Origin of the sequence: Streptomyces sp. AC1-42W, from assembly GCF_003248355.1 — a bacterium.
Taxonomy (GTDB): Bacteria; Actinomycetota; Actinomycetes; order Streptomycetales; family Streptomycetaceae; genus Streptomyces.
In genome coordinates this window covers 1,860,484-1,881,413 of sequence record NZ_QKWY01000001.1, presented here as the reverse complement: position 1 = coordinate 1,881,413, position 20,930 = coordinate 1,860,484, and the positions used below count along the sequence as shown (strand labels likewise).

Here is a 20,930-nt window from a genome sequence, read left to right as displayed (position 1 = left end):
GAACCTTCGTACGGCCCCCGCCTCCATCCGGCGGGGGCCGTTACGCATGCGCTCCCGTCCTGGTCAGGGGCGTCGGCCTCCCGCCGCCCGCCGCGCCGCACCGGCTCGGCGCGCCCGCGTGCGCGAGCCCGCGCTCCCCCCGCACCACAAACGTCTCCGTCAGATCCCTTGATGTGACGTGCCCATGTCGCCACTCTGTTACCTGGCGCCCACCCCACGGCAACCCGGCGCCGCCACGATGGCCGGGTCGTCGCTGACGGCCCGTCCGCATCCCCCCACATCAAGGGAGTTCGCATGTCAGGTGTCTACGCGCGTCGCATAGGCGTCCTCGCCGCATCCGCCGCCCTGGCCGCCGCCACCGGCCTGCTCGCCGCCCCGAGCGCCCAGGCGGCCATGCCCACTCCGGTCTCCGCGGCCACCGCCCGTACCTATCTGAGCCAGCTGACCGTCAAGGCGGAGGGCTCGTCCAGCGGGTACAGCCGGGACAAGTTCCCGCACTGGATCACCCAGTCGGGGACCTGCAACACCCGCGAGGTCGTGCTGAAGCGGGACGGCACGAACGTCACCCAGAGCTCCAGCTGCGCGGCGACGAGCGGCACCTGGTACTCGCCGTACGACGGCGCCACCTGGACCGCCGCGTCCGACCTGGACATCGACCACATGGTCCCGCTCGCCGAGGCCTGGCGATCGGGCGCCGCCAGCTGGACGACCGCGCGACGGCAGGCGTACGCCAACGACCTGACCCGGCCGCAGCTGATCGCGGTCACGGACAACGTCAACCAGTCCAAGGGCGACAAGGACCCCGCCTCCTGGCTGCCGCCGCGCGCCGCGTACAAGTGCACATATGTGCGCGCCTGGGTACATGTGAAGCACTACTACAACCTGACCGTGGACACGGCCGAGAAGTCGGCCCTTCAGTCCGCGCTCAGCGGCTGCTGAACCGGGGCGCGCGACACCGCGCGTCCACCCCCCGGTGGCCCCACCGGCCGACGCCCGCACGACGGGCCGGCCGGGCGGGGCCACCGATGCGTTTTCGGCCTTCTACTGCTGTTCATGACAAGCCACCGAGCCCCTCCAGGGGCGGCGCCGGGTCGCAGCGAGCCGCCATCGGGACGAATCGGGCCCACGACTCCAGCGGGACTCAGGTGAGAACAGAGGCAGCCATGGTCGGGGCACCGACCGCCCTCCACCAACCCCCATGGCCGGAAAACTGCGTTGCCATTGGTTCAGGCCAACAGAGGAAGGAAGACTGCCCAGTTCGAGGCGGTATCGACCTGCCGATCGGCTCACAACTGGCCATCGAATTCTGGCCAGTCGGCAGAACGTTGAACTTGCAAGTATTGGTGAGGTCTACCTAATCTTTGGCGCCCAGTCGGTTCACGTCCCCACCAGACCGAAGGAGCCTCCCCCACCATGACCCCACACCTCCACCGGGCCCAGCCCTACGCCCTCGCGCTCTTCCGCATCGTCGCCGGTCTCCTCTTCGCGTGCCACGGTGCCGCCTCGATCTTCGGGATTCTCGGCGGCGCCCACGGCGGCGGCTCCATACCCGCCGGCACCTGGCCGGGCTGGTACGCGGCGGTGATCCAGCTCATCGGCGGCATCCTCGTCGCCCTCGGCCTGGGCACCCGCGTCGCGGCCCTCGTCTCGTCCGGCTCCATGGCGTACGCGTACTTCACGGTCCACCAGTCGCACGCCCTCCTCCCCATCGAGAACGGCGGCGAATCGGCCGCGATCTTCTGCTGGATCTTCCTGCTGCTCGTCTTCACCGGCCCCGGCGCCTTCTCCCTGGACGGCCTGATCACCGCCCGCACGCCGCACCGCCAGAACCGGGACCACAGCCAGGGGCAGAACTCCCCCGTCGCCGTCTGACCCCCCGCCGACCTCCCCTTCCCACTCCCCCCTCCCCCGGGGCCCGCTGACCGACCGGGCCCCGAAACCCCCCACCGGACCCCCCTCGAACCCCCATCGAAACCCCCTGTCAGACCCCCTGCCGAAACCCCTGTCGGACTCCCCACCGACCTCCGTACGCCTCCGTGTACCGCCGGGAAACCGCTCCCCGGTGGTACACGCTCAAGCCTCGCTCAAGCGAGGTGCCGAACATCACGCATATATATGGATCACCGGGTGAACGGCGGGCGTACGCTGTACAGCTGGACCTGCCGCTCCTGCCGCTCCCCTGCGACGTCGCGGCGTTGTCACCGATCGGGGAGTAGAAGGTGCTGGAGAGTGTGGGTGCGCTGATCGGCAGCCCATGGATCTATGCCGTGGTCGCCCTCTCCGTGCTGCTCGACGTCTTCCTCCCCGTCCTGCCCAGCGGTGTCCTGGTGGTCACCGCCGCCACGGCGGCCGCCGCCGGCACCACCGGGGTCGCCGCCGACGCCGTGGGCGCCGCCCGGCATGTGACCGAGGTCCCCTCGCTGCTCGCCCTCCTGCTGTGCGCCGCCACCGCCTCGGTGCTCGGCGACCTGGCCGCGTACCGGCTGGCCCGGCGCGGCGGGGAGCGGCTGGACCGCGCCATCGCACGCTCCCGGCGCCTCAACTCCGCGCAGGAGCGCCTGGGCGCCGCCCTGAGCCGGGGCGGCGGCATCCTCGTCGTCATCGCGCGCTTCGCCCCCGCCGGGCGCTCCGTCGTCTCCCTGGGCGCGGGCGCCTCGCACCGCAAGGTGAAGGAGTTCCTGCCCTGGTCGGCCGTCGCGGGCCTGGCCTGGGCCGGCTACAGCGTGGGCCTCGGCTACTTCGGCGGGCAGTGGCTGGGCGCGGGCTGGCTGGGCACGGCCGTCTCCGTCCTGGCCCTGTTCCTCGCGGGCTCCTTCGCGGCGCTGCTCATGCGCCGCCCGGCCGAGGCGGCCCGCGCCGCCGCGGCGTCCTGACGGCGGCCCACCGGCCCTACGGCGTTCTGGCGCCGCCCCGTATCTCCAGGCCGTCGAGCAGCCGGGCGGTCGCCTCGGTGATCTCCTCGACGGCACGGTCGAAGACTTCCCGGTTGTGCGCGGCCGGGGCGCGGAAGCCCGACACCTTGCGGACGAACTGCAGGGCGGCGGCGCGGATGTCCTCCTCGGTGGCTTCTTCGGGGAGGGCGGGCGGTCGGAGCGTCTTGATACTGCGGCACATGTCTCCAGTGTGACCCGCACCACTGACAACGGCGCCCGACGGCGGCATCCGGTCCGGCCGGTCAGATGACCGGCTTGAGGCGTCCCGTGCACAGGGCCCAGATCACGAACGTGTCGATGGCCAGGGAGACCACCGCCCAGATCGGCTGGTAGGGCAGCCACATGAAGTTGGCGATCATGTTGAGCGCCGCGAGGCCCACACCGGCCCCGCGCGCCCAGGCGAAGCCCCGGAGGATGCCCCAGCCGACGAGCGCGACGAGGATGCCCAGGACGAGGTGGATCCAGCCCCAGGCCGTCACGTTGAACTTGAAGACGTAGTCGTTGATCCGCGCGTACACGTCGTCCGAGGCGATTCCGGCGATGCCCTTGATCGCCCCGAGCACCCCGTCGACCATCAGCAGCACGCCGGCGAACATGATCCCGCCGGACGCCCAGGGGTTCTCGTCCTCCGGCCCGGTCCCGCCGCCGGGAGGCGGGGAGGGCGACGAAGGGGTGCCGGGCGGGGGCGCTGTCTGTGCCATGAGGACTCCTCGGTCGGTGGAAGGTGCGGGCCAGACCGACCCTGCGCCCCCGCCCCCGGCACGGCCACACGGACGCGCCCGTTAGGGTGACGCCGGCTCCGGCGTCCCGCCCCTCGCCCACCCGGTTCGCGCCCTCCCCGCCGCAGGTCAGGAGCGTCCGACATATGCCGCTGAACGACACATGACTGCCGTAGGATGCCGGGCATGAGCGAACGCGCGATGCAGGAACCGACCCTCCTCCTCCTGACCGCCCTGGCCGACCAGCCCCGGCACGGCTACGCCATCACGCGCGAGATCGAGAAGATCTCTGACGGCCGCGTGAAGATGCGGACCGGCACGCTGTACGGGGCGCTGGAGCGCCTGCTCAACGAGGGCCTGATCGAGGTGCACGCGGAGGAGGTCGTGGACAGCAGGCTGCGCCGCACGTACACGCTCACCGCCACCGGCCGCGAGGTCCTGGCCGCCGAGGCGCGCCGCATCGCCGCCACCGCGCGCGAGGCCACCCGGCGGCTGGGTGTCGCCGGGAAGCCGGCCACCGCATGAGCACCCCGCTGCTGCGGCTCTACCCGGCCGGTTACCGCCGTGCCTTCGGGGACGACATCGCCGAGGCGTACCGCGAGGCGGTCGAGGGCGCGGGCCGGTCCGCGCGGCTGCGCGAGGCGGGCGACATCATGGCGCACGCGCTGCGGGTGCGGCTGCGCCTGGGCTCCGCGCAGCGCGCCGGCCGGCTGTTCGCCGCCGCCGCGCCCTTCGCGCTGGCCGCGACGGCCGCGTACGCCGCCTTCGGCCTGGTCTCGATGCTCGCCGACTGGCGGCTGAGCGGGACTTCGGACTTCCTCCTTCCGCTCAGCTACGTCATGATCGGCTGCGATCTGGTGACGCTGACGGGCGCGGTCCTGGCGCTGGGCGGCCGCTTCACGACGGGGGCGCGGTGGGCGTTCGCGGGCGCGCTGGCGCAGCAGCTGGCACTCGTCCTGGTCCCGCTGTCGGCCGGGGCACTCGTTCCGCCGGCCGCCGCCCCGTACATCCTGGCGCCGGTCGCGGTGGCCGCGCTGCCGGTGGCCTGCCCGCCGGACCTGCGCCCGCCCGGCCGCGCCCTGGGGGCGTCGGCGCTTGCGGCGCTGTCGCTGTGGACGCTGCTGGGTGTGGCCGCGCTGGCCCTGACGGACATCACCGGCCATCTCGCGATCACTCTGTGGCGCCTGGGCGTGCCGATGGCCGCCACGCTGCTGCTGGCGGGGCGCCCGGCGCTGTCCCGGCTGCGGACGCCGGGGCAGTTCGCGCTCGCGGGGGTGCCGTTCGTGGCGATGGGGTACTGCGCGGGGGTGGTGGGCCGGGACACGCTGGTCCCGGCCCTGGCGGAGATGGTGGCCGCGGGCATCGCGCTGCGTCTGTGGCGGGTGCGGAGCGGGGCGGGGGCGGGCTGAGGGGCCCTGCGGGCTACGCGGTGACGCGTATCTTCGACTGGCCGTGCCCGAGCTTCTCCCAGTCCTCCATGAACCGCGCCCGCAGCCCGTGCCGGGCGGCGAGGTCGATCAGGGTCTCGGTCCGGTAGTAGAAGTCCTCGCGCAGCACCTGGTGTTCGGCGCCGGTGGTGCGGTCGAAGGTGAAGTCGAAGTGCCCGCCGGGCGCCAGTACGCGGCCGACATGGGCCAGGCACTCGTCGATGATCTCCAGCGGCGAGTGCGAGAACACGCTGTGCGCGTGGACGACGTCGAAGTACGCGTCCGGCAGGAAGTCCAGCGTCAGGTCCTTGGTGATGGTCAGGTGCGGCACCTTGGCCTGGAGCCCCTGCGTGGTCAGGGTCTGCTTGGCGGCCATCAGGATGTCGGGCGAGATGTCGATGCCGTAGTAGTGCCCGGCCTCCAGGTAGTCGATGAACCGCCAGCCGGCGCGCAGGTTGCCGCAGCCGATGTCGAGCATCCGGGCGCCGGGGGCGAGCCCGTGCTCGACGAGGTAGTCGAACTGCATCTGCCCCAGGGCCAGCCACCGCTCGTGCGTCTGACTGCCCACGGCGGCCTCGGGGTTGCGCCGGGTGTCCGAGGCCATCACGGCCCGGTAGTAGTTCACGTGGTCCGGGTGCTTGAACGCGAGCCAGCGGTCCCTGGCCGCCCGCTTCAGATAGGGCGCGATGCGGTCCGGACGGCGTGCGGCGTAACGGACCTTGTGGGCGAGCGACTCGCGGTTGGCGACGAGGTTCTTCTTGGAGGCCATACTGCTCCACCTTCTCCACTGCGTGCGGCACCCCGGAAGGCCGCAGCGTGAAGCGGCCCGGGGCGGGACGTAACGCTGTCACTATAGGTCGGTCACCGACATATACAAACCAACGACGTACGCGTACTCCCTCCTCGCCGTCCGGCCCGCTCCCGCCTCCGTCGCTACCGCTCGCGTCCGCGTCCGCGTCCGTGATCGAGGTCCGCGTCCAGGCCGGGCAGTTCCTCGTGGCCCTCCGAGTAGTGATTGACCCATCCGCAGAGCGCACAGGCGTACCGACCGGCCAGACCGTGCACCTCGGTGCCGCAGCGGGCGCAGTCGGTGCGGGTGATCTCCGGAATCGCGGGCTCGGGCTCACTGGTCACACCGGGACTGTACCGAGCACGCCTTCGACGCGCGCGAACCACGACTGTCGGACCGGCCTGCCATCCTGCCTGTGTGACGATGACATGGGCCGACTTCTGGGCACTGATAGCCACCCTGAACGGCGAAGCGACCGAAGCCAACTGCCGGCGCCTGGCGAAGAGGCTGAGCCGCCGCCCCCTCCCCGAGATCACCGCCTTCGCGGAACGCCACGCGGAAGCCCTCTACCGCCTCGACCAGGAGAAGTTCGGCACCCTCCCGGTCGCCGACATGACCCTCGACGACGGCGCACCCTTCCCGCAGTCGGGCGACTCCTTCCTCTACGCCCGCTGCGCCGTGGTCGCCGCAGGCCGCCACACCTGGGAGAGCGTCTTCTCCGACCCCGCGAAGTTCGCCCCGTACACCGCCACCACCTACGACGGCGAGCGCCTTCTCTACGTCCCGGACGAAGCCTACGAACTGGCCACGGCCGAGGAATGGCCCCGTACCACCCGCTACTGCTACGAGTCGTTCAGCAACAAGGACGGCTGGCCCGCACTCCCCCACCACGCGAACCGTGGAGGCGAAAGTGAAAGCCCCTGACCTGTCCCACGGTGCGCGTCTCACCGCCCATGGCTCCGTCTCGACATCCCTGGCCCTGTGCAGTGATCGCGCACTCCTCGAACTCATGGACACGGCGGTGCCGCTCGGAACCGGCATCGGCGGGAAGTGCGCTCTGCTGGAGATCGCCGGAACCCCGACCTTCGTGAAGCGGGTGCCCCTTACCGACCTGGAGAGGCAGCCCGAGCACGTCCGGTCCACGGCGAACCTGTTCGAGCTGCCCGGCTTCTGCCAGTACGGCATCGGCGCCATCGGCAGCCCGGGCTTCGGGGCCTGGAGAGAACTCGCCGTGCACACCATGACGACGAACTGGGTACTCGCGGGCGAGTACGAGGGCTTCCCCCTCATGTACCACTGGAGGGTCCTGCCCGATGCGACGCCCCTGCCCGACGAACTGGCGGACGTCGAACGGGCCGTGGCGTACTGGGACGGCGATTCGCGGGTACGCCACCGAATCCGGGCTCTCCAACACTCCTCGGCGAGCATCGCACTGTTCCTGGAGTACATCCCGCAGAACCTGCACCAATGGCTGAGCACTCAAATCGAAGCCGGAGACCGGACCACCAACCGGGCCTGCGCCATGGTGGAGCGGGAGCTGGCACCTCGTTCATGAACAGCCGCGAACTCCTGCACTTCGACGCCCACTTCGAGAACATCCTGACCGACGGCCGGCGCCTCTACTTCGCGGACTACGGCCTCGCCCTGTCCTCCCGGTTCGAGCTGTCCCAGAACGAGGCCGACTTCTTCGACCGGCACCGGACCTACGACCGCGATTACACCGCCACATATCTGGTGAACTGGCTGGTCACCGCTCTCTTCGGTTACCGGCGAGAGGACAGGGACGGCCGCTACGAACTGGTGCGCGCCTTCGCAGAGGGCAAGCGCCCCACCGGAATCCCCAAGGAGGCAGCAGCAATCCTCACCCGCCACGCACCAACCGCCACCGCAACATCGAACTTCAACCACACATTCCAACACCAAAGCAGAAAAACCCCGTACCTCCCCCGAACCGACCACGCGTACAGCCCACCCGCCACAGACACCAAAGACTCCCAACCATGATCGGCCGGGGGCCTCTGTACTGGCAGGCGCGGACGGCCTCGAACCGCCAGCACCTGCTTTCCAAGTTCGACCGGACGGTCCCACTCGCTTGCGCTCCCAAGGCTGCCGCTGCCGTGAGGAGCCGGGCACGACCGCCTCAATCCGCCGCCGTTGATGTCAGTGATGTGTCAGATCCTTCGCCCCTACGGCCCGCGGTATGCCGACGGGCGACGCCTGACTGTGGGTCTCTCCTGATGCTCACGTACGCCGGGCGCTCGAGGTCGCGAACCTCCATGAGGGCAAAGAGATCGAGCTCACGTCTCGCGAACCGATGGAGGAACTGGAAAAAGAGCTCTAGCCTCGGGCTTTCATGAGGTGGGCTGTCCGAAGCGTGATCGAAAACGTGAGAAGTGCTCCTGACCTGCAACGATGGGACTTGTCGAAGGTCCAGATCGTGCCGTGGAAAGAAGCACTTCTCAGGTGAAGAAGCGTATCGGGTCGTACCCGCGTATCCGCATCGAGGGCGGCGGCCGGGCGGTGGTCTCCCAGGCCGGGGGCGTGCTGCTGGTCGAGACGGTCCGCAAGGCCGGGCTGGACACCGCGATATCCGCGGCGCTGGCGCCGTGGCGGAAGGCTCGGGCGGTGCACGACCCGGGCAAGATCCTGCTGGACGTGGCCCTCGCGGTCGCGCTGGGCGGCGACTGCCTGGCCGATGCCGGGATGCTGCGGGCCGAGCCGGCCGTGTTCGGCCCGGTGGCCTCCGACCCGACCGTCTCCCGCCTCGTCGACACCCTGGCCGAGTCCGGCCCGAAGGCTCTGAACGCGATCCGGTCCGCGCGGGCCGAAGTACGCGAACGAATATGGAAGTTGGCGGGATCCTCGTCGCCGGACGCCTCCGGGCAGGTGATCGTCGACCTGGACGGGGTGCTGGTACTGGCCCACTCCGACAAGCAGGACGCGGCCGCGACCTGGAAGAAGACCTTCGGACATCACCCGCTGGTGGGCTTCGTCGACCACGGAAGCGGCGGCACCGGCGAGCCGGTGGCCGCGCTGCTGCGGCCCGGGAACGCGGGCAGCAACACCGCCGCCGACCACATCACCACGGCCCGACTCGCCCTGGCCCAACTGCCGAACAAGTACCGGCGCGGACGCCAGACGCTCATTCGTACCGACTCCGGCGGTGGCACCCACGAGTTCGTCGCCTGGCTCGCCCAGCGGGGCAGGTGGCTGTCGTACTCGGTCGGCATGACCATCACCGACGCCATCCACCAGGCCGTCCTCAAGATCCCGCCCGCCGCCTGGACAGTGGCCGTCGAACCGGAAGGTGAGATCCGTGACGGCGCCTGGGTCGCCGAACTCGACGGTGACGTCCTCAAGGGCTGGCCGCAGGGGATGCGGCTGATCGTCCGCAAGGAACGCCCGCACCCCGGCGCCCAGTTGCGCCTCACCGATGCCGACGGACTGCGGCTCACGGCGTTCGCGACCAACACCACCGGCGTTCCGATCGCCGCACTCGAACTCCGGCACCGCCAACGCGCGAGAGCCGAGGACCGCATCCGAAACGCCCGCGCCACCGGCCTGCGCAACCTGCCACTCCACGACGCCGCACAGAACCAGATCTGGCTGGAGATCGTCCAAATCGCCCTCGACCTGCTGGCCTGGATGCCCATGCTCGCCCTCACCGGGCAAACCCGCAGGTGGGAGCCCCGGCGGCTGAGGCTCCGACTGTTTTCCGCCGCCGCTCAGCTCGTCACCACCGCCCGCCGCCGACACCTGAGATTCGCAGGCCACTGGCCCTGGACCGACCTGATCACCGACGCCATCGCCCGACTCGAAGCTCTCCCGAACCCCGGCTGACCAGCACGTCCCCGCCCCTGCGAGCAGCACCACCCCGACCGGAGCCGTGGAACCCGACGCCCACCCGACGCGACAGCCGGGCCATCAGCCTGCCCGCCACCCGCCCGAACAGCCGAAACGGCCCGCCGGAGGAACCGACGGACCGTCACGAAAGATCGAGGTTAGGACGTCCTCGCTGGTCATCCGCCAATCCGAGGCGCTGGGCCTGTCAAGACAGCACTTGCGCCACTGGGCGCCCCAGTTGACCGTGGCTGACCGCTCGATCTGGCACGCTTGCCCCTCACTACCCGCCGCCTGACTCACTGCCTCGCAAGTTACCCCAAACAGCTACCAAGTTGGATCGCTCTCCTGCACTATGAGTGTCAGATCATCAGCTGCCGCCCCCACCAGTCAGCCTGCTGCTGCGCCTAGCAGATGATCCGCGTCGGATCGCGCACCACCTAGCAAAGCTAGGAAACCGAATGACAGGGGGCACAGTGCCGCTCATATTTCATTTTCTGAACGTCGGGCACGGCGACTGCACTTTCATCGAATTTCCGAGCGGGCGCCTGATGATGGTCGATATAAACAACAGCAAGTCACTGCCAGAAGACGACCTCGAAGCGCTAGCGGAAAACAAGGGAATCTCGCACTACGCCTTCAAGTACATGGCGACTCAAGGTTCTCGATCATGGGAACATTATTATGAGTCTCTACTGGTCGACCCATACGAATACTATTCAGCAAATTTCGCCGGCCAATCCATATTTCGATATATTCAGACGCATCCAGACATGGATCACATGAGCGGCCTTCATAGATTCTTCTGGCAAGAGCGCGTCGAGCTTCAAAATTTTTGGGACACCGCACACAAGAAAGAACTCGAAGAGGATAGCTTCGCGAAGAACAGCTTCGCTTACGTGGACTGGGCCGTCTACAACTGCCTGCGCCTGGGATTTGGGCCAGAAGACGCAAATGGCCAGTCGAGTAGTCACAAAGTAATCAAGGCAGAGAGGGGGGATACGGCTTCGTTCTGGGAGGAGGATGGCATACAGATACTTTCTCCAACAGCAGAGCTTGTATCTGCATGCAATGAGACGGAGAACTATAACGATTGCTCCTACGTAGTCAAGATCAGCCACGCGGGTCGCCACGTCATCCTTCCCGGTGATGCGGAAAAGGCATCCTGGGACTCGGTTCTTTCCCACTACCCCAAGGAAGACTTGCAGTGCGACATCCTTAAGGCATCTCACCACGGGCGGATGAGTGGATATCACGAAGAAGCTGTCAAAGCCATGGGGCCTGACACTGTCATCTGTTCCGTTGGCAAGAAGCCATCGACGGACGCGTCAAGCGAGTACGCGAGGGTCGCCAATCGTGTACTTTCAACGCGCTATAACGGTTCCATGAAAGTCAAGATTTGGGATGATGGAGACGTTTGGATCTACAATCATTCCGGCGATCGCATCGCTACGATCGAATCGTGAGGCCTCTGTTTCGTGACCAGTTCAAACCTCAGCAACATATTCGACGGATACACTCGCCGGGCACGCCTCGCCCCAGCCTTTATCGCCACCCTACCAGTGTCACTGACTTGCATTGCCGCGATTCCGAATTTTGCTAACTGGCATAAGTTGTGGCTTTTGGTGCTCGCAACAGGGGCGATCGGACTAATCGACCAGATCGTCAGGGATCGAGGTCGGAAAATACAGCCTACGCTGTGGGAGTCCTGGGGCGGCCCTCCTACAACGCAGGCATTGCGTCACAGGGACTCCACGAATTCTAAACTTCTTGCACGCAGGCATCAACAAATAGAATTGCTATTGGGCGAACAAATGCCGTCCCGGAGACAAGAAGCCAGAAGCCCCAGCAAGACTGACGAGGCATACGAAATGGCCGTGCGGTACTTGATCTCACGAACGAGGGACACCACAACCTTTCGCCTGATATTCCTTGAGAATTGCCAGTACGGATTCAGGCGCAACATGCTCGGCATGCGCACAGTTGGCCTGTTCCTATCTGTTTCTGCCTGTATTGCAACCCTAGGATTCGCTATCGGGACCTTTTACGGGCTACCTATTTGGCGGGTAGGCTTCTCTCTGGTCGCCGCAGCCAGCCTAATACTGACACTGATCTGGTGGCGGGTTGTCAACCCGGATTGGGTCCGATCCGCAGCCCGTGACTACGCAGAACGACTACTCGATAGCCTCGACGTCCTTCTACCTATCGAGACTCAGCAAGCGCAGGCTGGAGACTCACAGACTTAGTGGCCAGTAAACGGTGCCGTTTGTTGCCGACTATCTGTGCTCGGGTTCTATCGAATGGTTGGCGGAGTCGAATTTCATGCTATCTTTCCGTATCAGTTGTCGCCGGAGAAGGGCTTGGTCCAACACGGCAGTGGACGGCACCGAAGGACCAGAGCGAATGCACGAAATCAGGAGGTCTCACAACAGATGCCAGGAGGATTTCAGCGTTCCCACGAGTTTCGCATTCTCCAAAATCCCTGGCGAGTCGCTCAGAAACCCAGCCCAGATCAGGTTTCGTGATCACCTCCGCCGCTCCCCATAGCGGCATTCTGGCCCGTCTGCGCCGGTCCGGGTCGGACCGGGCTGGTCTTCACCGAAGCTCGCGGCGGGCAGCTGCGCCGGAACAACTTCCGCCGGCTGTGGCTGCGGGCCCTGAAGGACACCGATCTTCGCGACGTCCACTTCCACGATCTGCGCCACACCGGGAACCCCTCGCCGCGACCGGCGGCGCCACGACACGGGAGCTGATGCAGCGGATGGGGCACTCGTCGGTGCGGGCCGCGCTGATCCATCAGCACCTCGTGAACGGGCGTGACCACGCCATCGCCGCACACGCCGACGAGCAGATCAGGAAGGTCCGGCCTGCCGAACCCGGCGAGGCATCTGGCACGTATGTGGCACGGCGCCTCTCCCCCGCCCTCGCGGCCGGGGAACGAACAAGGCCCAGGCTCCCGGTTCAGTACCGGTGACCTGGGCCTTCGTGGTTCAACCTGCTGGTGGGCGCGGACGGTTTCGAACCGCCGACATCTGCTTTGTAAGAGCAGCGCTCTACCCCTGAGCTACGCACCCGTGGACGAAGGAACAGGGTACATGGCCTTCGGCGCATGTCGACAATCGGTTCGGGCGGGGTCGGGCGGGGCGTACGGGGGATAGCCCCACCCCGGAGACGGTAGCCGTCCGGATCGTGGGGGCGGGGTGCCGCTGCCTACCGTAAGGACATCGCAAGAGGCACATCGCAGAGCCGGCCCAGGGGGACCTGATCACATGACCATCCGCAATCGCCACGCACTTCTGGCCGCCGGGGGCGCCGTTCTGCTCGTCGCGGCGCTCACCGGGTGCGGGAGCACGGACGTGGACGACGCACCCGTCGAGCACAAGTCGTTCGCGTACGACGGGAAGGCGCTGACCATCGACGCGGAGAACTCCGTGGTGGAGGTCGTCCCCGCCGATGTGGACGAGATCGAGGTGACCCGGAGGGTGGACGGCTGGGTGGTCCTCGGGAGCGGGCCGGACCCCGTGTGGAGGCTGGAGGGCGACACCCTCACGCTCCGGGTGAACTGCAAGGCGATGATCAGCGACTGCGAGGCGCGGCATCAGATCAAGGTGCCGCGCGGGCTCGCGCTCACCGTGGACGCGGACAACGGGAAGGTCACCGCGTCCGAGTTCACCACGGCCCTGAAGCTGTCCTCCGACAACGGCGGCGTCGTCGTCAAGGACGTCAGCGGGCCCCTGGACCTGAAGAGCGACAACGGGGCCATCCGCGGCGAGCGGATCGCGTCCCGGTCCCTGGTGGCCCGGTCCGACAACGGGTCCGTGGACCTCGATCTCGACCGCGTCCCCGACCTCGTGGACACCGTGAGCGACAACGGGCGCATCGCCATCAGCCTGCCCCGGGGCTCGACCACGTACGCCGTGAGCGCGTCCTCCGACAACGGGCACGTCTCCGTCGAGGTGCCGCGCAGCAACACCAGCGCGCACGTGGTGAAGGCCCGCAGCGACAACGGCGGCGTCGCCGTCCGCCACGGGAGCTGAGCCGTCCGGCCCGGAAATCCGGGGGCCCGCACGACCGTCCCGTACGCCGTGAACTATCCGGCCCGTGTGTTCGTCCTTACTGGTGGGAGAATGTATCGGGCAGGCTGGAACGGCACGGGAGAGGCATGTGACGGCGACACACGCGGGACCGCAGGCGGCAGTCGTCCGGGCGGTCCGGGGGCGGAGTCGGCGTCCTGCGGCCGGGCAGGCCCTCCGTGACGTCTGCTTCCTCGTCCTCGCGCCGCTCCCCCTCCTCGCCGCCCTCCCCCTCTCCTTCGCCGGCGGTGGTACGCGGCGGTGGTTCGGGGGCCGGGGCGGCGGGCAGCGCGCCGAGGCGCAGGCGGCGAAGGACGCGGCCGCCGAGGCGTTCTACGAGCTGGACACCGCCCAGCGCGACCTCCGGATCTCCATAGAGACGATCACCGCCGTCGACAGCTCGCCGGCCGCCCGCAAGGCCGTCGACGACTTCGCCGCGCTCGGGCGGCGCATCGACGAGGCGAGCCACGCCTACATCACCGCCGTCGACGCCCACGACCTCGACCGGGACGACCTGGAACCGTCCGTCGCCTCGCGGGCGCGCGCCGAGCTGACCTCGGCGAAGGAGCAGCTGGTACGGGTCAAGGGCGAGCTCGACCGGTTCGGCGCCGGTCTCGGGCCGCTGCTCGGGAGCGCCGAGACCCAGCTCGCCCGGCTGGCCCCCGCCGTCGAGCGGGCCCGGCAGGCGCTCCTCGGCGCGAGCAACGCCCTGGACGCGGTGCGGGCGTCCGGGCTGCGCGCCGACGACCTGGCCGCCCGGCTCGCCGCGCTGGCCCCCGAGCTGACCAAGCTCAACCAGGGCGCGGGGCGCCACGGCGTGCCCGAGACCCTCCAGCGCGCCGACCGGGTGCTGCGCGACGCCGAGGCGGTGCGGGCCGAGGCACAGAAGCTGCCGGAGCGCGCCGCCGAGATCGACCGCCGCCTGGTGACCCTGCGCACCCGTGCCCAGGCCCTGACGACCCGGTCCGCGTCCGTCGAGCCCGTGCTCAGCGAGTTGCGGCGGCGGTTCTCCGCCGCCTGCTGGCAGGACCTCCAGCCGGTACCGGAGCAGGCCGAGGTCAATGTGCGCCGGGCCGAGGAGAAGCTCAAGGAGGCCGCGCTGGCCCGCGAGGAGCAGCGCTGGGCGGATGCCACCTCCCGGCTGAGCACCGTGCACGCCCTGCTCAACGCGACGGACGAGGCGGTGTCCGCCGCCGGTGACCGGCTGCGCCGGCTCGACGAGGTCGCCAAGGACCCGCAGCGGGAGATCGAGCGCACCCGGTTCGCCATCCGCGACGCCCAGCGGCTCGCCATGGCCGGCCGGCACACCCCCGAGCCGCGGCACGCCCGTCCGCTGGACGACGCGGTGTCCCGTCTCGACCAGGCCGTCACGGCGCTGGAGAACCGCCACCCGGACTACTGGCACTTCCTGACCGTGACGGAGTCCCTGCGCCGGACCGTCGCGGACGTCGTGGCCGACATCCGCGAGGAGCGGGGCGCGGGCAGCCACTGACGTGTCCGCCCGCTGCCGCTAGCCTGGCGTCATGCCTCGTTACGAATACCGCTGCCGTTCCTGTGGGGACACCTTCGAGCTGAGCCGGCCCATGGCCGAGTCCTCCGCGCCGGCCTCCTGCCCGGCCGGGCACGAGGACACGGTGAAGCTGCTCTCCGCCGTCGCCGTGGGCGGCTCCCGTACCGCGCCCGCCGCCGGGGGCGGGGGCGGTGGGGGCGGCTGCTGCGGCGGGGGCTGCTGCGGCTGACGAAGGGGTCAGCGCTTGCGGGACAGTGTCAGGCCGTCCGACACCGTGAGGAGCACGCTGTCCATCCGGGCGTCCGCCGACACATGGTCGTTGAACTCCCGGATGGCCTTCGCCGCGCCCGTCGCGGCGGGGTCCGTCACCTGGCCGTGGAAGAGCACGTTGTCCGTGGTGATGACCCCGCCCTGCCGCATCCTCGGCACCAGTTCCTCCCAGTACGCGATGTAGTTGCCCTTGTCCGCGTCCAGGTAGGCGAAGTCGATGTGGGGTTCTGCGGGCATCGCGCGCAGGGTGTCCAGGGCGGGCGCGATGCGCAGGTCGATGCGGTCGGCGACGCCCGCCTTCGCCCACGCCTCGCGGCCGTACGCCGTCCACTCCTCCGAGACGTCGCAGGCGATCAGCCGCCCGTCCTCCGGCAGCGCCCGGGCCATCGCCAGGGCGGAGAAGCCGGTGAAGGTGCCGACCTCCACGATGTGCCGGGCGCCGGTCAGCCGGACGAGGAAGGCGAGCAGCGGGCCCTGCTCCTCGGCGGACTGCATGCCCGCGTGTTCGGGCAGCCGGGCGTAGGTGGTCTCGACGAGCTCACGCTGTACGGCGTCCAGCGGCGGATTGTGCGCCAGCATGTACGCGTACAGCTCGTCGGTGATCTCGGTGGAGTTTCCCTTGGTCATCGCACACGCCCCTTGGTCATCGCACACGCCCCTCGCTCGTCGCGCCCGCCTCTCCGTTATCGCACACCCCTCTCCGCCGTCGCACGCCTCCCGGGCATGTCGCCGGCCCGGCGGTGTCCCGTCAGGCGCCCGATGCCCGCAGGAAGCGGCGCAGGATCTCCTCGCCCGCCGCCACGCCCCGTTCGGCGGTGGCCTCGACGTGCGGTGCGGTCCAGCCGGCGTCGGCGAGTTCGCCGTGGCCGGGGCGCCAGCCCTCGTCGGCGGCGAGCAGCAGGTCCGCGTCGAGGAGCGAGTCGCCGGCGGCGAGGGTGCGCGTCGCACCGGTGCGGCGGGCGACCTCGCGCATGGCGGCGCTCTTGGTGAGCGGCCGCGGCACGACGTATATCTTGCGGCCCTGGAGGGACACGGTCCAGCCGCGCGGCTCCGCCCAGTCGGCCAGCTCCTTCATCCACTCCGGGGGCAGTTCGGCGCGGTCGACGACGAGATAGGCGAACAGGTCCTCGGCTACGCGTTCCTTCAGCAGCCAGGCCGGGTCGGCGGTGGCGACGAGATGGGCGCGGACCTCCTCCAGCGGGGCGCACTCGTCGGCGAGCCGGCGGGCGACGGTCCGCTGCCAGTCCGGGTCGGACTCGCCGTCCACCAGGATGTGGCCGCCGTTGGCGCAGATCGCGAACTCGGCCGGGTTCCCGGGCAGCTGGATGCGGTGGTACTGCTCGCGGGTGCGGGTGGTGGTGGGGACGAAGACCGTGGACTCGGCGTCCGTCAGGTCGGTGAGGAGACCGGCGGCGGTCTCGGTGACGTACGAGAGGGGCTTGTGTCCGTAGACCTCGACGCACAGCAGCCGGGGCGCCTGTACGTCCTCCATGGTGAGGTTGAGGGCGGCGGTCGAGTAGATCAGGGTGCGGTCGAGATCGCTGGCGATCAGGGTGACCGGGGAGGCCGTCACGCGGTCTCCACCGCCTTGCCGTCGGCGCCCGTGGCCCCTCGTGTGTAAGCGGGGTGGATGAGCCCGACACAGGTGTACGGGAGCGAGTCGACCTCCTCGACCGGTACGCCGCGCTGCTCGGCCAGCAGCCTGATGTGGTCCAGGTCCGGGCCGGCTCCGCGCCGCGCGAGGATCTTCCACGGGACGCGGCGCAGCAGGACGCGTGTGGTCTCGCCGACGCCCGGCTTCACCAGGTTGACGTCGTGGATGCCGTACTCCTCGCTGATGCGCTCCACGGCGGCCCAGCCCTCCCAGGTGGGGGCCCGGTCCGCGGTGAGCAGCTCCTTCACCTCGGCGTCCACGGCGTCCGCGACCTCGGCGAAGCGCGCGGCGACGGTGTCGAGGAAGAGGCCGGAGACATCCGAACCGGCCAGCTCGCGGTAGAACTTCGCGCCGTGGAAGTCGTGCGGCCCGACGAGGTCGGCGCGCAGGACGGTACGGGAGATGAGCCCGGAGACGGTGGAGTTGAGGCAGGCGGAGGGGATGAGGAAGTCCTCGCGGGTGCCGTACGTCCGCACGCAGCCGCCGGGGTCGGCCAGCACCGCGATCTCCGGGTTGAAGCCCTCCACTCCCCCGGCCTTCTCGAACTCGACGATCGCGGCGGCCAGTTCGCGGGTGATGGCGCCCTTGCCGGTCCAGCCGTCCACGAAGACGACGTCGGCCGGGTCGTGCCGGGCGGCCAGCCAGCGCAGCGCGTTGGCGTCGATGCCGCGTCCGCGCACGATGGAGACGGCGTAGTGGGGCAGTTCGACGCCACGGCGCTCCTGGGCCCAGCGGCGCATCAGCACGCCGACCGGCGTACCGGCCCGGGCGAGCGAGACGAGGACGGGGCGCGGGCCGCGCTCGGCGAGCACCGTCTCGGTCACCGTGCCCACGGCGCGGGCGATGCGGGCGGCCGACAGGTCGAGGGCCTCCTTGAACAGCCGCTGGTACTCGGCGGAGGGCTGGTACTCGATGGGGAGCGACTCCGCGTAGTGCGCGCCCCCGCTCTGTATCGCCTCCTCGCGCTCCTCCGTGGGCGCTTCGAGCCGGGTCTCCGAGAGGTCCTGGAGCAGCCACCCGACCTCGTCCGGCGCGTACGAGGAGAACGCGGGGCCGCGCAGGGGTTCGGGGAGCTGCATCAAGGCTTCTTCCTGGCATTCGGCGGCTGTCGCCACGGGTACGTACGAGGGGATCACCGCGAGCAGGACGTGCGCGGTGTGCGGAGCGAGCCGGTCGAGCAGGCCGCCGGGGGCGTGCAGCGCCGGGGTGTCGGCGGTCGAGTCGACGACGACGACCACGGCGTCGAAGCCGGCGCCGGCCACGTTGTACGCGTAGCGGTCGCCGGGGCCGTCGGCCGGGTCGTCGTGGGCGGGGAAGACGATCCGGGTGCGTATCGCGTAGCCGGGGTCGTCCACGGCCAGGACCGGGGAGCGGGTCGTGGTGGAGGAGCGGATCTCGGCGTCGGTGCGCTCCTCCAGGGCGGTGGCCAGGCGCAGCGGCGCGTACATCAGCTCCTCGGAGCCGAGGACGAGGACGCGGCGGGGGGTGTCGCCGAGGGCTTGGGCGACACGGTCCGCCATGGCGGGCAGGGCGGGCTCCAGGAGGGCGCGGTGGGCGCCGGTGAAGCCGTGCCGGCCGCCGTCCGGGACGCCGGCGGGCCAGGGGAGGTCGATGCGGGTGTGGGGGCGCGGGGCGGGGGCGGCCCCGTCGGCGGCGCCCGGGTCGGCGGCCGCCTCGCGTTCCGCCACCAGCGCCTGCCCCTTCTCCAGGACGCCGTCCGGGAGCGTGACCGTGCCGGTGGTGCGGGCCACCAGGTCCACGCGGGCGCCGATCTCCGCCGCGAACTCCGCGAGCCGTCCCCGGTCGTCCGGTGAGCGCATGTCCACCAGGGCGACGATCACGTACCGGTCGCGGGGGTAGCGCTCGTGCAGGGCGCGGATGGTGTTGAGGACGGTGTTGCCGGTGGAGAACTCGTCGTCCACGAGCACCAGCGCCGAGCCCTCCCCGCCGTGCCGGTCCGCCGCCAGCAGCCGGGGGTCCTCCGGGAGCAGCAGATGCGAGGTGGCGTGCGAGTGGGACTCCTCGAAGCCGCCCGCCCGGGCCACGCCGGGCACCGGCCTGCGGGTGGAGTGGAGGTAGGGGGCGTCGCCGAGGCCGTCCGCGACGGAGTGCCCGAGGCCGGTGGCGGTCTCCGCGTAGCCGAGGACGACCGCCCGGCGCGCGCCGTCCTCGCCGAGGAGGGCGCGGACCCGGCGGCCCAGCTCGACGCCGGCGGCGTACACGACGGAGGGGCGCTGCGGGACGTGCTTGCCGAGGACGTTGGACACGAGCAGGTGCGCCCGCTTGGGGTTGCGCCGCAGGGCCAGGCCCAGCAGCTCGCGCAGTTCCCCGTCGCCCACCAGCCCGACGCCCAGTCGCTCCGCCACCCAGCTACCCGACCACACCACGTTCGCTTCTCTTTCCGTTCGTCCGCCGGGCCCGGAGCAACCGCCCGGCCCGTCCGTACCCGATCCTGCCGCCGGTTGCGGTCACTCCGCGAGGCAGGCCGTCAGCAGGTCCACGAAGCCGATGTCCTCCCGCGCCACGCCGAAGACCTCGGCGCGCAGCAGCGTGCGCTCCGCCCAGGCCCGGTGGGGCTTCACCTCGTTCATCTTGTTGGTGTAGGCGGAGCGCAGCACTCCGCCGCCGTTGCTCTCGGGCCGCAGGATGTCGCGGGCGTCGCTGTACTCCTCGTGGCTGACCACGGACAGCGCGTGCACGGGGGCGACGTGGGAGGGGTGGATGCAGGTCTTGCCGAGGAGGCCGTTGGCCCGGTCCAGCTCGATCTCGCGCAGGAGCCCGTCCAGGTCGTGGGCGATGAGCGCGGTGCGCAGCGACTCGGCCCGGTTCTGCTGGAAGGGGCTGCTGCGCAGCTGCGGCTTGAACATGCGCTCCTGGCGGGGGAAGTACTCCCAGACGGGTCCGGTGACCGTGAAGCCCGTCCCGTCGGCGCGGCCCAGCATGTTGACGACGTCGGCGATGACGTGGGCGACGATCCCCACGTCGTACGCCGTCATGTCCGGGGAGCGCCGCAGTCCGTAGGCGGAACAGAAGTCGGTGACGCCGAGGCGCAGCGCGAGTACGCGGTCGCGGTGGGCGGTGATGATCTCGGCGATGCCCCGGAGGGTGTCGGTGCGGGTCTCCAGGTGGAGCAGTTCGGGCGATTCGAGGACCGGCATGGCGAAGAGCCGCCGTCCGGCGCTCGCCTCGGCCTTGGTCAGGGCGTCCATGAAGGGCGTCCCACGTTCGCGGGTGAACTTGGGCAGTACGAATCCGGACAGCAGCCGGACCGACGCGCCGAGGCGGCCCACCAGATCGGTGATCTGTTCCGGTTCGCGGACCCGGATGAACAGCAGCGGCAGCGCGGCGGGGCGGGTGTCGAGGTCGGCGAACTGCCGGACCAGGTTCTCCTCGGCTCCGGGGACCTCGGAGTCGTCGATGGAGTCCTCCAGGCACAACACCATCGAGACGACTCCGCGCCCGGCGAGCTTGACGATGTCGTCGGCGAGCCGGGGGCGGGTGGCGGGACTGTAGAGCGTGGCGCCCAGCGCGGCGGAGAGCAGGGGGCCCGGTGAGTCCCGGTCGAACTCACAGGGCTCCTGGAAGAAGAGCCCGTCCTTCGCAGCAGCTGCGATATGACCGAAATGACGCATGCAATTCCCCCCGTACTCTCTGACCGATCGGACAACGTGTGGCCGGTAATAGTACGTACGAACGGGTGTCGGCAGTTCCCAG

Annotated in this window: 20 protein-coding genes, 1 tRNA gene and 1 pseudogene; 13 read left to right on the top strand and 9 right to left on the bottom strand. The window is 69.7% G+C overall.

Translation table 11 applies throughout. The features are described from left to right. Positions 1–294: 294 nt before the first annotated feature. From DNK56_RS08535 to DNK56_RS08525, 3 genes are all read left to right on the top strand, one after another. A complete protein-coding gene (locus DNK56_RS08535) occupies positions 295–939 on the top strand; it encodes an HNH endonuclease family protein (RefSeq protein ID WP_111332034.1) in 645 nt (214 codons plus the stop codon). Between the two features lie 474 nt (positions 940–1,413). Further along, positions 1,414–1,872: a DoxX family protein gene (locus DNK56_RS08530; RefSeq protein WP_111332032.1), complete on the top strand. Its 459-nt coding sequence runs from the start codon at positions 1,414–1,416 to the stop codon at positions 1,870–1,872. A 347-nt stretch (positions 1,873–2,219) separates the two neighbouring features. Continuing rightward, positions 2,220–2,873, top strand: coding sequence for a DedA family protein (locus DNK56_RS08525; protein ID WP_111332030.1), 654 nt, complete (start codon positions 2,220–2,222; stop codon positions 2,871–2,873). Between the two features lie 16 nt (positions 2,874–2,889). Here DNK56_RS08525 and DNK56_RS08520 read toward each other — a convergent pair whose 3' ends face one another. Both DNK56_RS08520 and DNK56_RS08515 read right to left on the bottom strand, forming a co-directional pair. Continuing rightward, positions 2,890–3,114, bottom strand: a complete 225-nt coding sequence (locus tag DNK56_RS08520; protein ID WP_111332028.1) for a DUF2277 domain-containing protein — start codon at positions 3,112–3,114, stop codon at positions 2,890–2,892. A gap of 61 nt (positions 3,115–3,175) precedes the next feature. Further along, on the bottom strand, positions 3,176–3,634 hold the full coding sequence (locus DNK56_RS08515) for a DUF7144 family membrane protein (RefSeq protein WP_111332026.1): 459 nt from the start codon (positions 3,632–3,634) through the stop codon (positions 3,176–3,178). Positions 3,635–3,838: 204 nt separating this feature from the next. On the opposite strand from DNK56_RS08515, the gene DNK56_RS08510 reads away from it, so the two are divergent. After that, positions 3,839–4,177, top strand: a complete 339-nt coding sequence (locus DNK56_RS08510) for a PadR family transcriptional regulator (RefSeq protein ID WP_111332024.1) — start codon at positions 3,839–3,841, stop codon at positions 4,175–4,177. Beyond that, positions 4,174–5,061: a hypothetical protein gene (locus DNK56_RS08505; protein WP_111332021.1), complete on the top strand. Its 888-nt coding sequence runs from the start codon at positions 4,174–4,176 to the stop codon at positions 5,059–5,061. The genes DNK56_RS08510 and DNK56_RS08505 overlap by 4 nt, the downstream gene beginning before the upstream one ends. Positions 5,062–5,074: 13 nt before the next feature. On the opposite strand, the gene DNK56_RS08500 is transcribed toward DNK56_RS08505, so the two are convergent. Both DNK56_RS08500 and DNK56_RS08495 read right to left on the bottom strand, forming a co-directional pair. After that, positions 5,075–5,848 carry a class I SAM-dependent methyltransferase gene (locus tag DNK56_RS08500; RefSeq protein ID WP_111332019.1) on the bottom strand — a complete coding sequence of 258 codons (774 nt, stop codon included), beginning with the start codon at positions 5,846–5,848 and terminating at the stop codon, positions 5,075–5,077. A 164-nt stretch (positions 5,849–6,012) separates the two neighbouring features. Further along, complete coding sequence (locus DNK56_RS08495) at positions 6,013–6,213, bottom strand: hypothetical protein (protein ID WP_111332016.1); 201 nt, start codon at positions 6,211–6,213, stop codon at positions 6,013–6,015. A 79-nt stretch (positions 6,214–6,292) separates the two neighbouring features. On the opposite strand from DNK56_RS08495, the gene DNK56_RS08490 reads away from it, so the two are divergent. The 5 genes and pseudogenes from DNK56_RS08490 to DNK56_RS35830 all read left to right on the top strand — a co-directional run bounded on the left by DNK56_RS08490 (position 6,293) and on the right by DNK56_RS35830 (position 12,683). Beyond that, the gene (locus tag DNK56_RS08490) at positions 6,293–6,793 is read left to right on the top strand and encodes a DUF4240 domain-containing protein (RefSeq protein WP_111332014.1); all 501 of its coding nucleotides are present in this window, start codon (positions 6,293–6,295) and stop codon (positions 6,791–6,793) included. 1 nt (position 6,794) lies between these two features. Beyond that, positions 6,795–7,873: pseudogene (locus tag DNK56_RS08485) on the top strand (protein kinase family protein). 459 nt (positions 7,874–8,332) lie between these two features. Next, positions 8,333–9,709 carry an IS1380 family transposase gene (locus DNK56_RS08480; RefSeq protein ID WP_111329981.1) on the top strand — a complete coding sequence of 459 codons (1,377 nt, stop codon included), beginning with the start codon at positions 8,333–8,335 and terminating at the stop codon, positions 9,707–9,709. Between the two features lie 359 nt (positions 9,710–10,068). Next, positions 10,069–11,175: a ComEC/Rec2 family competence protein gene (locus tag DNK56_RS34660; RefSeq protein ID WP_146610509.1), complete on the top strand. Its 1,107-nt coding sequence runs from the start codon at positions 10,069–10,071 to the stop codon at positions 11,173–11,175. Between the two features lie 1,295 nt (positions 11,176–12,470). After that, complete coding sequence (locus DNK56_RS35830) at positions 12,471–12,683, top strand: hypothetical protein (RefSeq protein ID WP_241989807.1); 213 nt, start codon at positions 12,471–12,473, stop codon at positions 12,681–12,683. Positions 12,684–12,708: 25 nt separating this feature from the next. Here the strand turns inward: DNK56_RS35830 and DNK56_RS08470 are convergent. Continuing rightward, a tRNA-Val gene (locus DNK56_RS08470) sits at positions 12,709–12,783 on the bottom strand. Between the two features lie 195 nt (positions 12,784–12,978). Between DNK56_RS08470 and DNK56_RS08465 the strand changes: the two genes are divergently transcribed. The 3 genes from DNK56_RS08465 (at position 12,979) to DNK56_RS08455 (ending at position 15,521) form a co-directional block, all read left to right on the top strand. Further along, a complete protein-coding gene (locus DNK56_RS08465) occupies positions 12,979–13,746 on the top strand; it encodes a DUF4097 family beta strand repeat-containing protein (RefSeq protein WP_111332011.1) in 768 nt (255 codons plus the stop codon). 127 nt (positions 13,747–13,873) lie between these two features. Then, positions 13,874–15,274 carry a hypothetical protein gene (locus tag DNK56_RS08460; protein WP_111332009.1) on the top strand — a complete coding sequence of 467 codons (1,401 nt, stop codon included), beginning with the start codon at positions 13,874–13,876 and terminating at the stop codon, positions 15,272–15,274. Positions 15,275–15,305: 31 nt separating this feature from the next. Next, entirely contained in the window at positions 15,306–15,521 is a 216-nt protein-coding gene (locus DNK56_RS08455; RefSeq protein ID WP_111332007.1) for an FmdB family zinc ribbon protein, read from the top strand. Positions 15,522–15,529: 8 nt separating this feature from the next. On the opposite strand, the gene DNK56_RS08450 is transcribed toward DNK56_RS08455, so the two are convergent. From DNK56_RS08450 to DNK56_RS08435, 4 genes are all read right to left on the bottom strand, one after another. Continuing rightward, positions 15,530–16,189 (bottom strand): O-methyltransferase, encoded by a 660-nt coding sequence (locus DNK56_RS08450; RefSeq protein WP_111332005.1) that lies wholly within the window; start codon positions 16,187–16,189, stop codon positions 15,530–15,532. Between the two features lie 121 nt (positions 16,190–16,310). After that, complete coding sequence (locus tag DNK56_RS08445; protein WP_111332003.1) at positions 16,311–17,135, bottom strand: HAD family hydrolase; 825 nt, start codon at positions 17,133–17,135, stop codon at positions 16,311–16,313. Continuing rightward, positions 17,132–19,582 (bottom strand): phosphoribosyltransferase, encoded by a 2,451-nt coding sequence (locus DNK56_RS08440; RefSeq protein WP_111332000.1) that lies wholly within the window; start codon positions 19,580–19,582, stop codon positions 17,132–17,134. The genes DNK56_RS08445 and DNK56_RS08440 overlap by 4 nt, the downstream gene beginning before the upstream one ends. A 102-nt stretch (positions 19,583–19,684) precedes the next feature. After that, positions 19,685–20,848, bottom strand: coding sequence for an HpcH/HpaI aldolase/citrate lyase family protein (locus tag DNK56_RS08435; protein WP_111331998.1), 1,164 nt, complete (start codon positions 20,846–20,848; stop codon positions 19,685–19,687). Positions 20,849–20,930 lie beyond the last annotated feature (82 nt).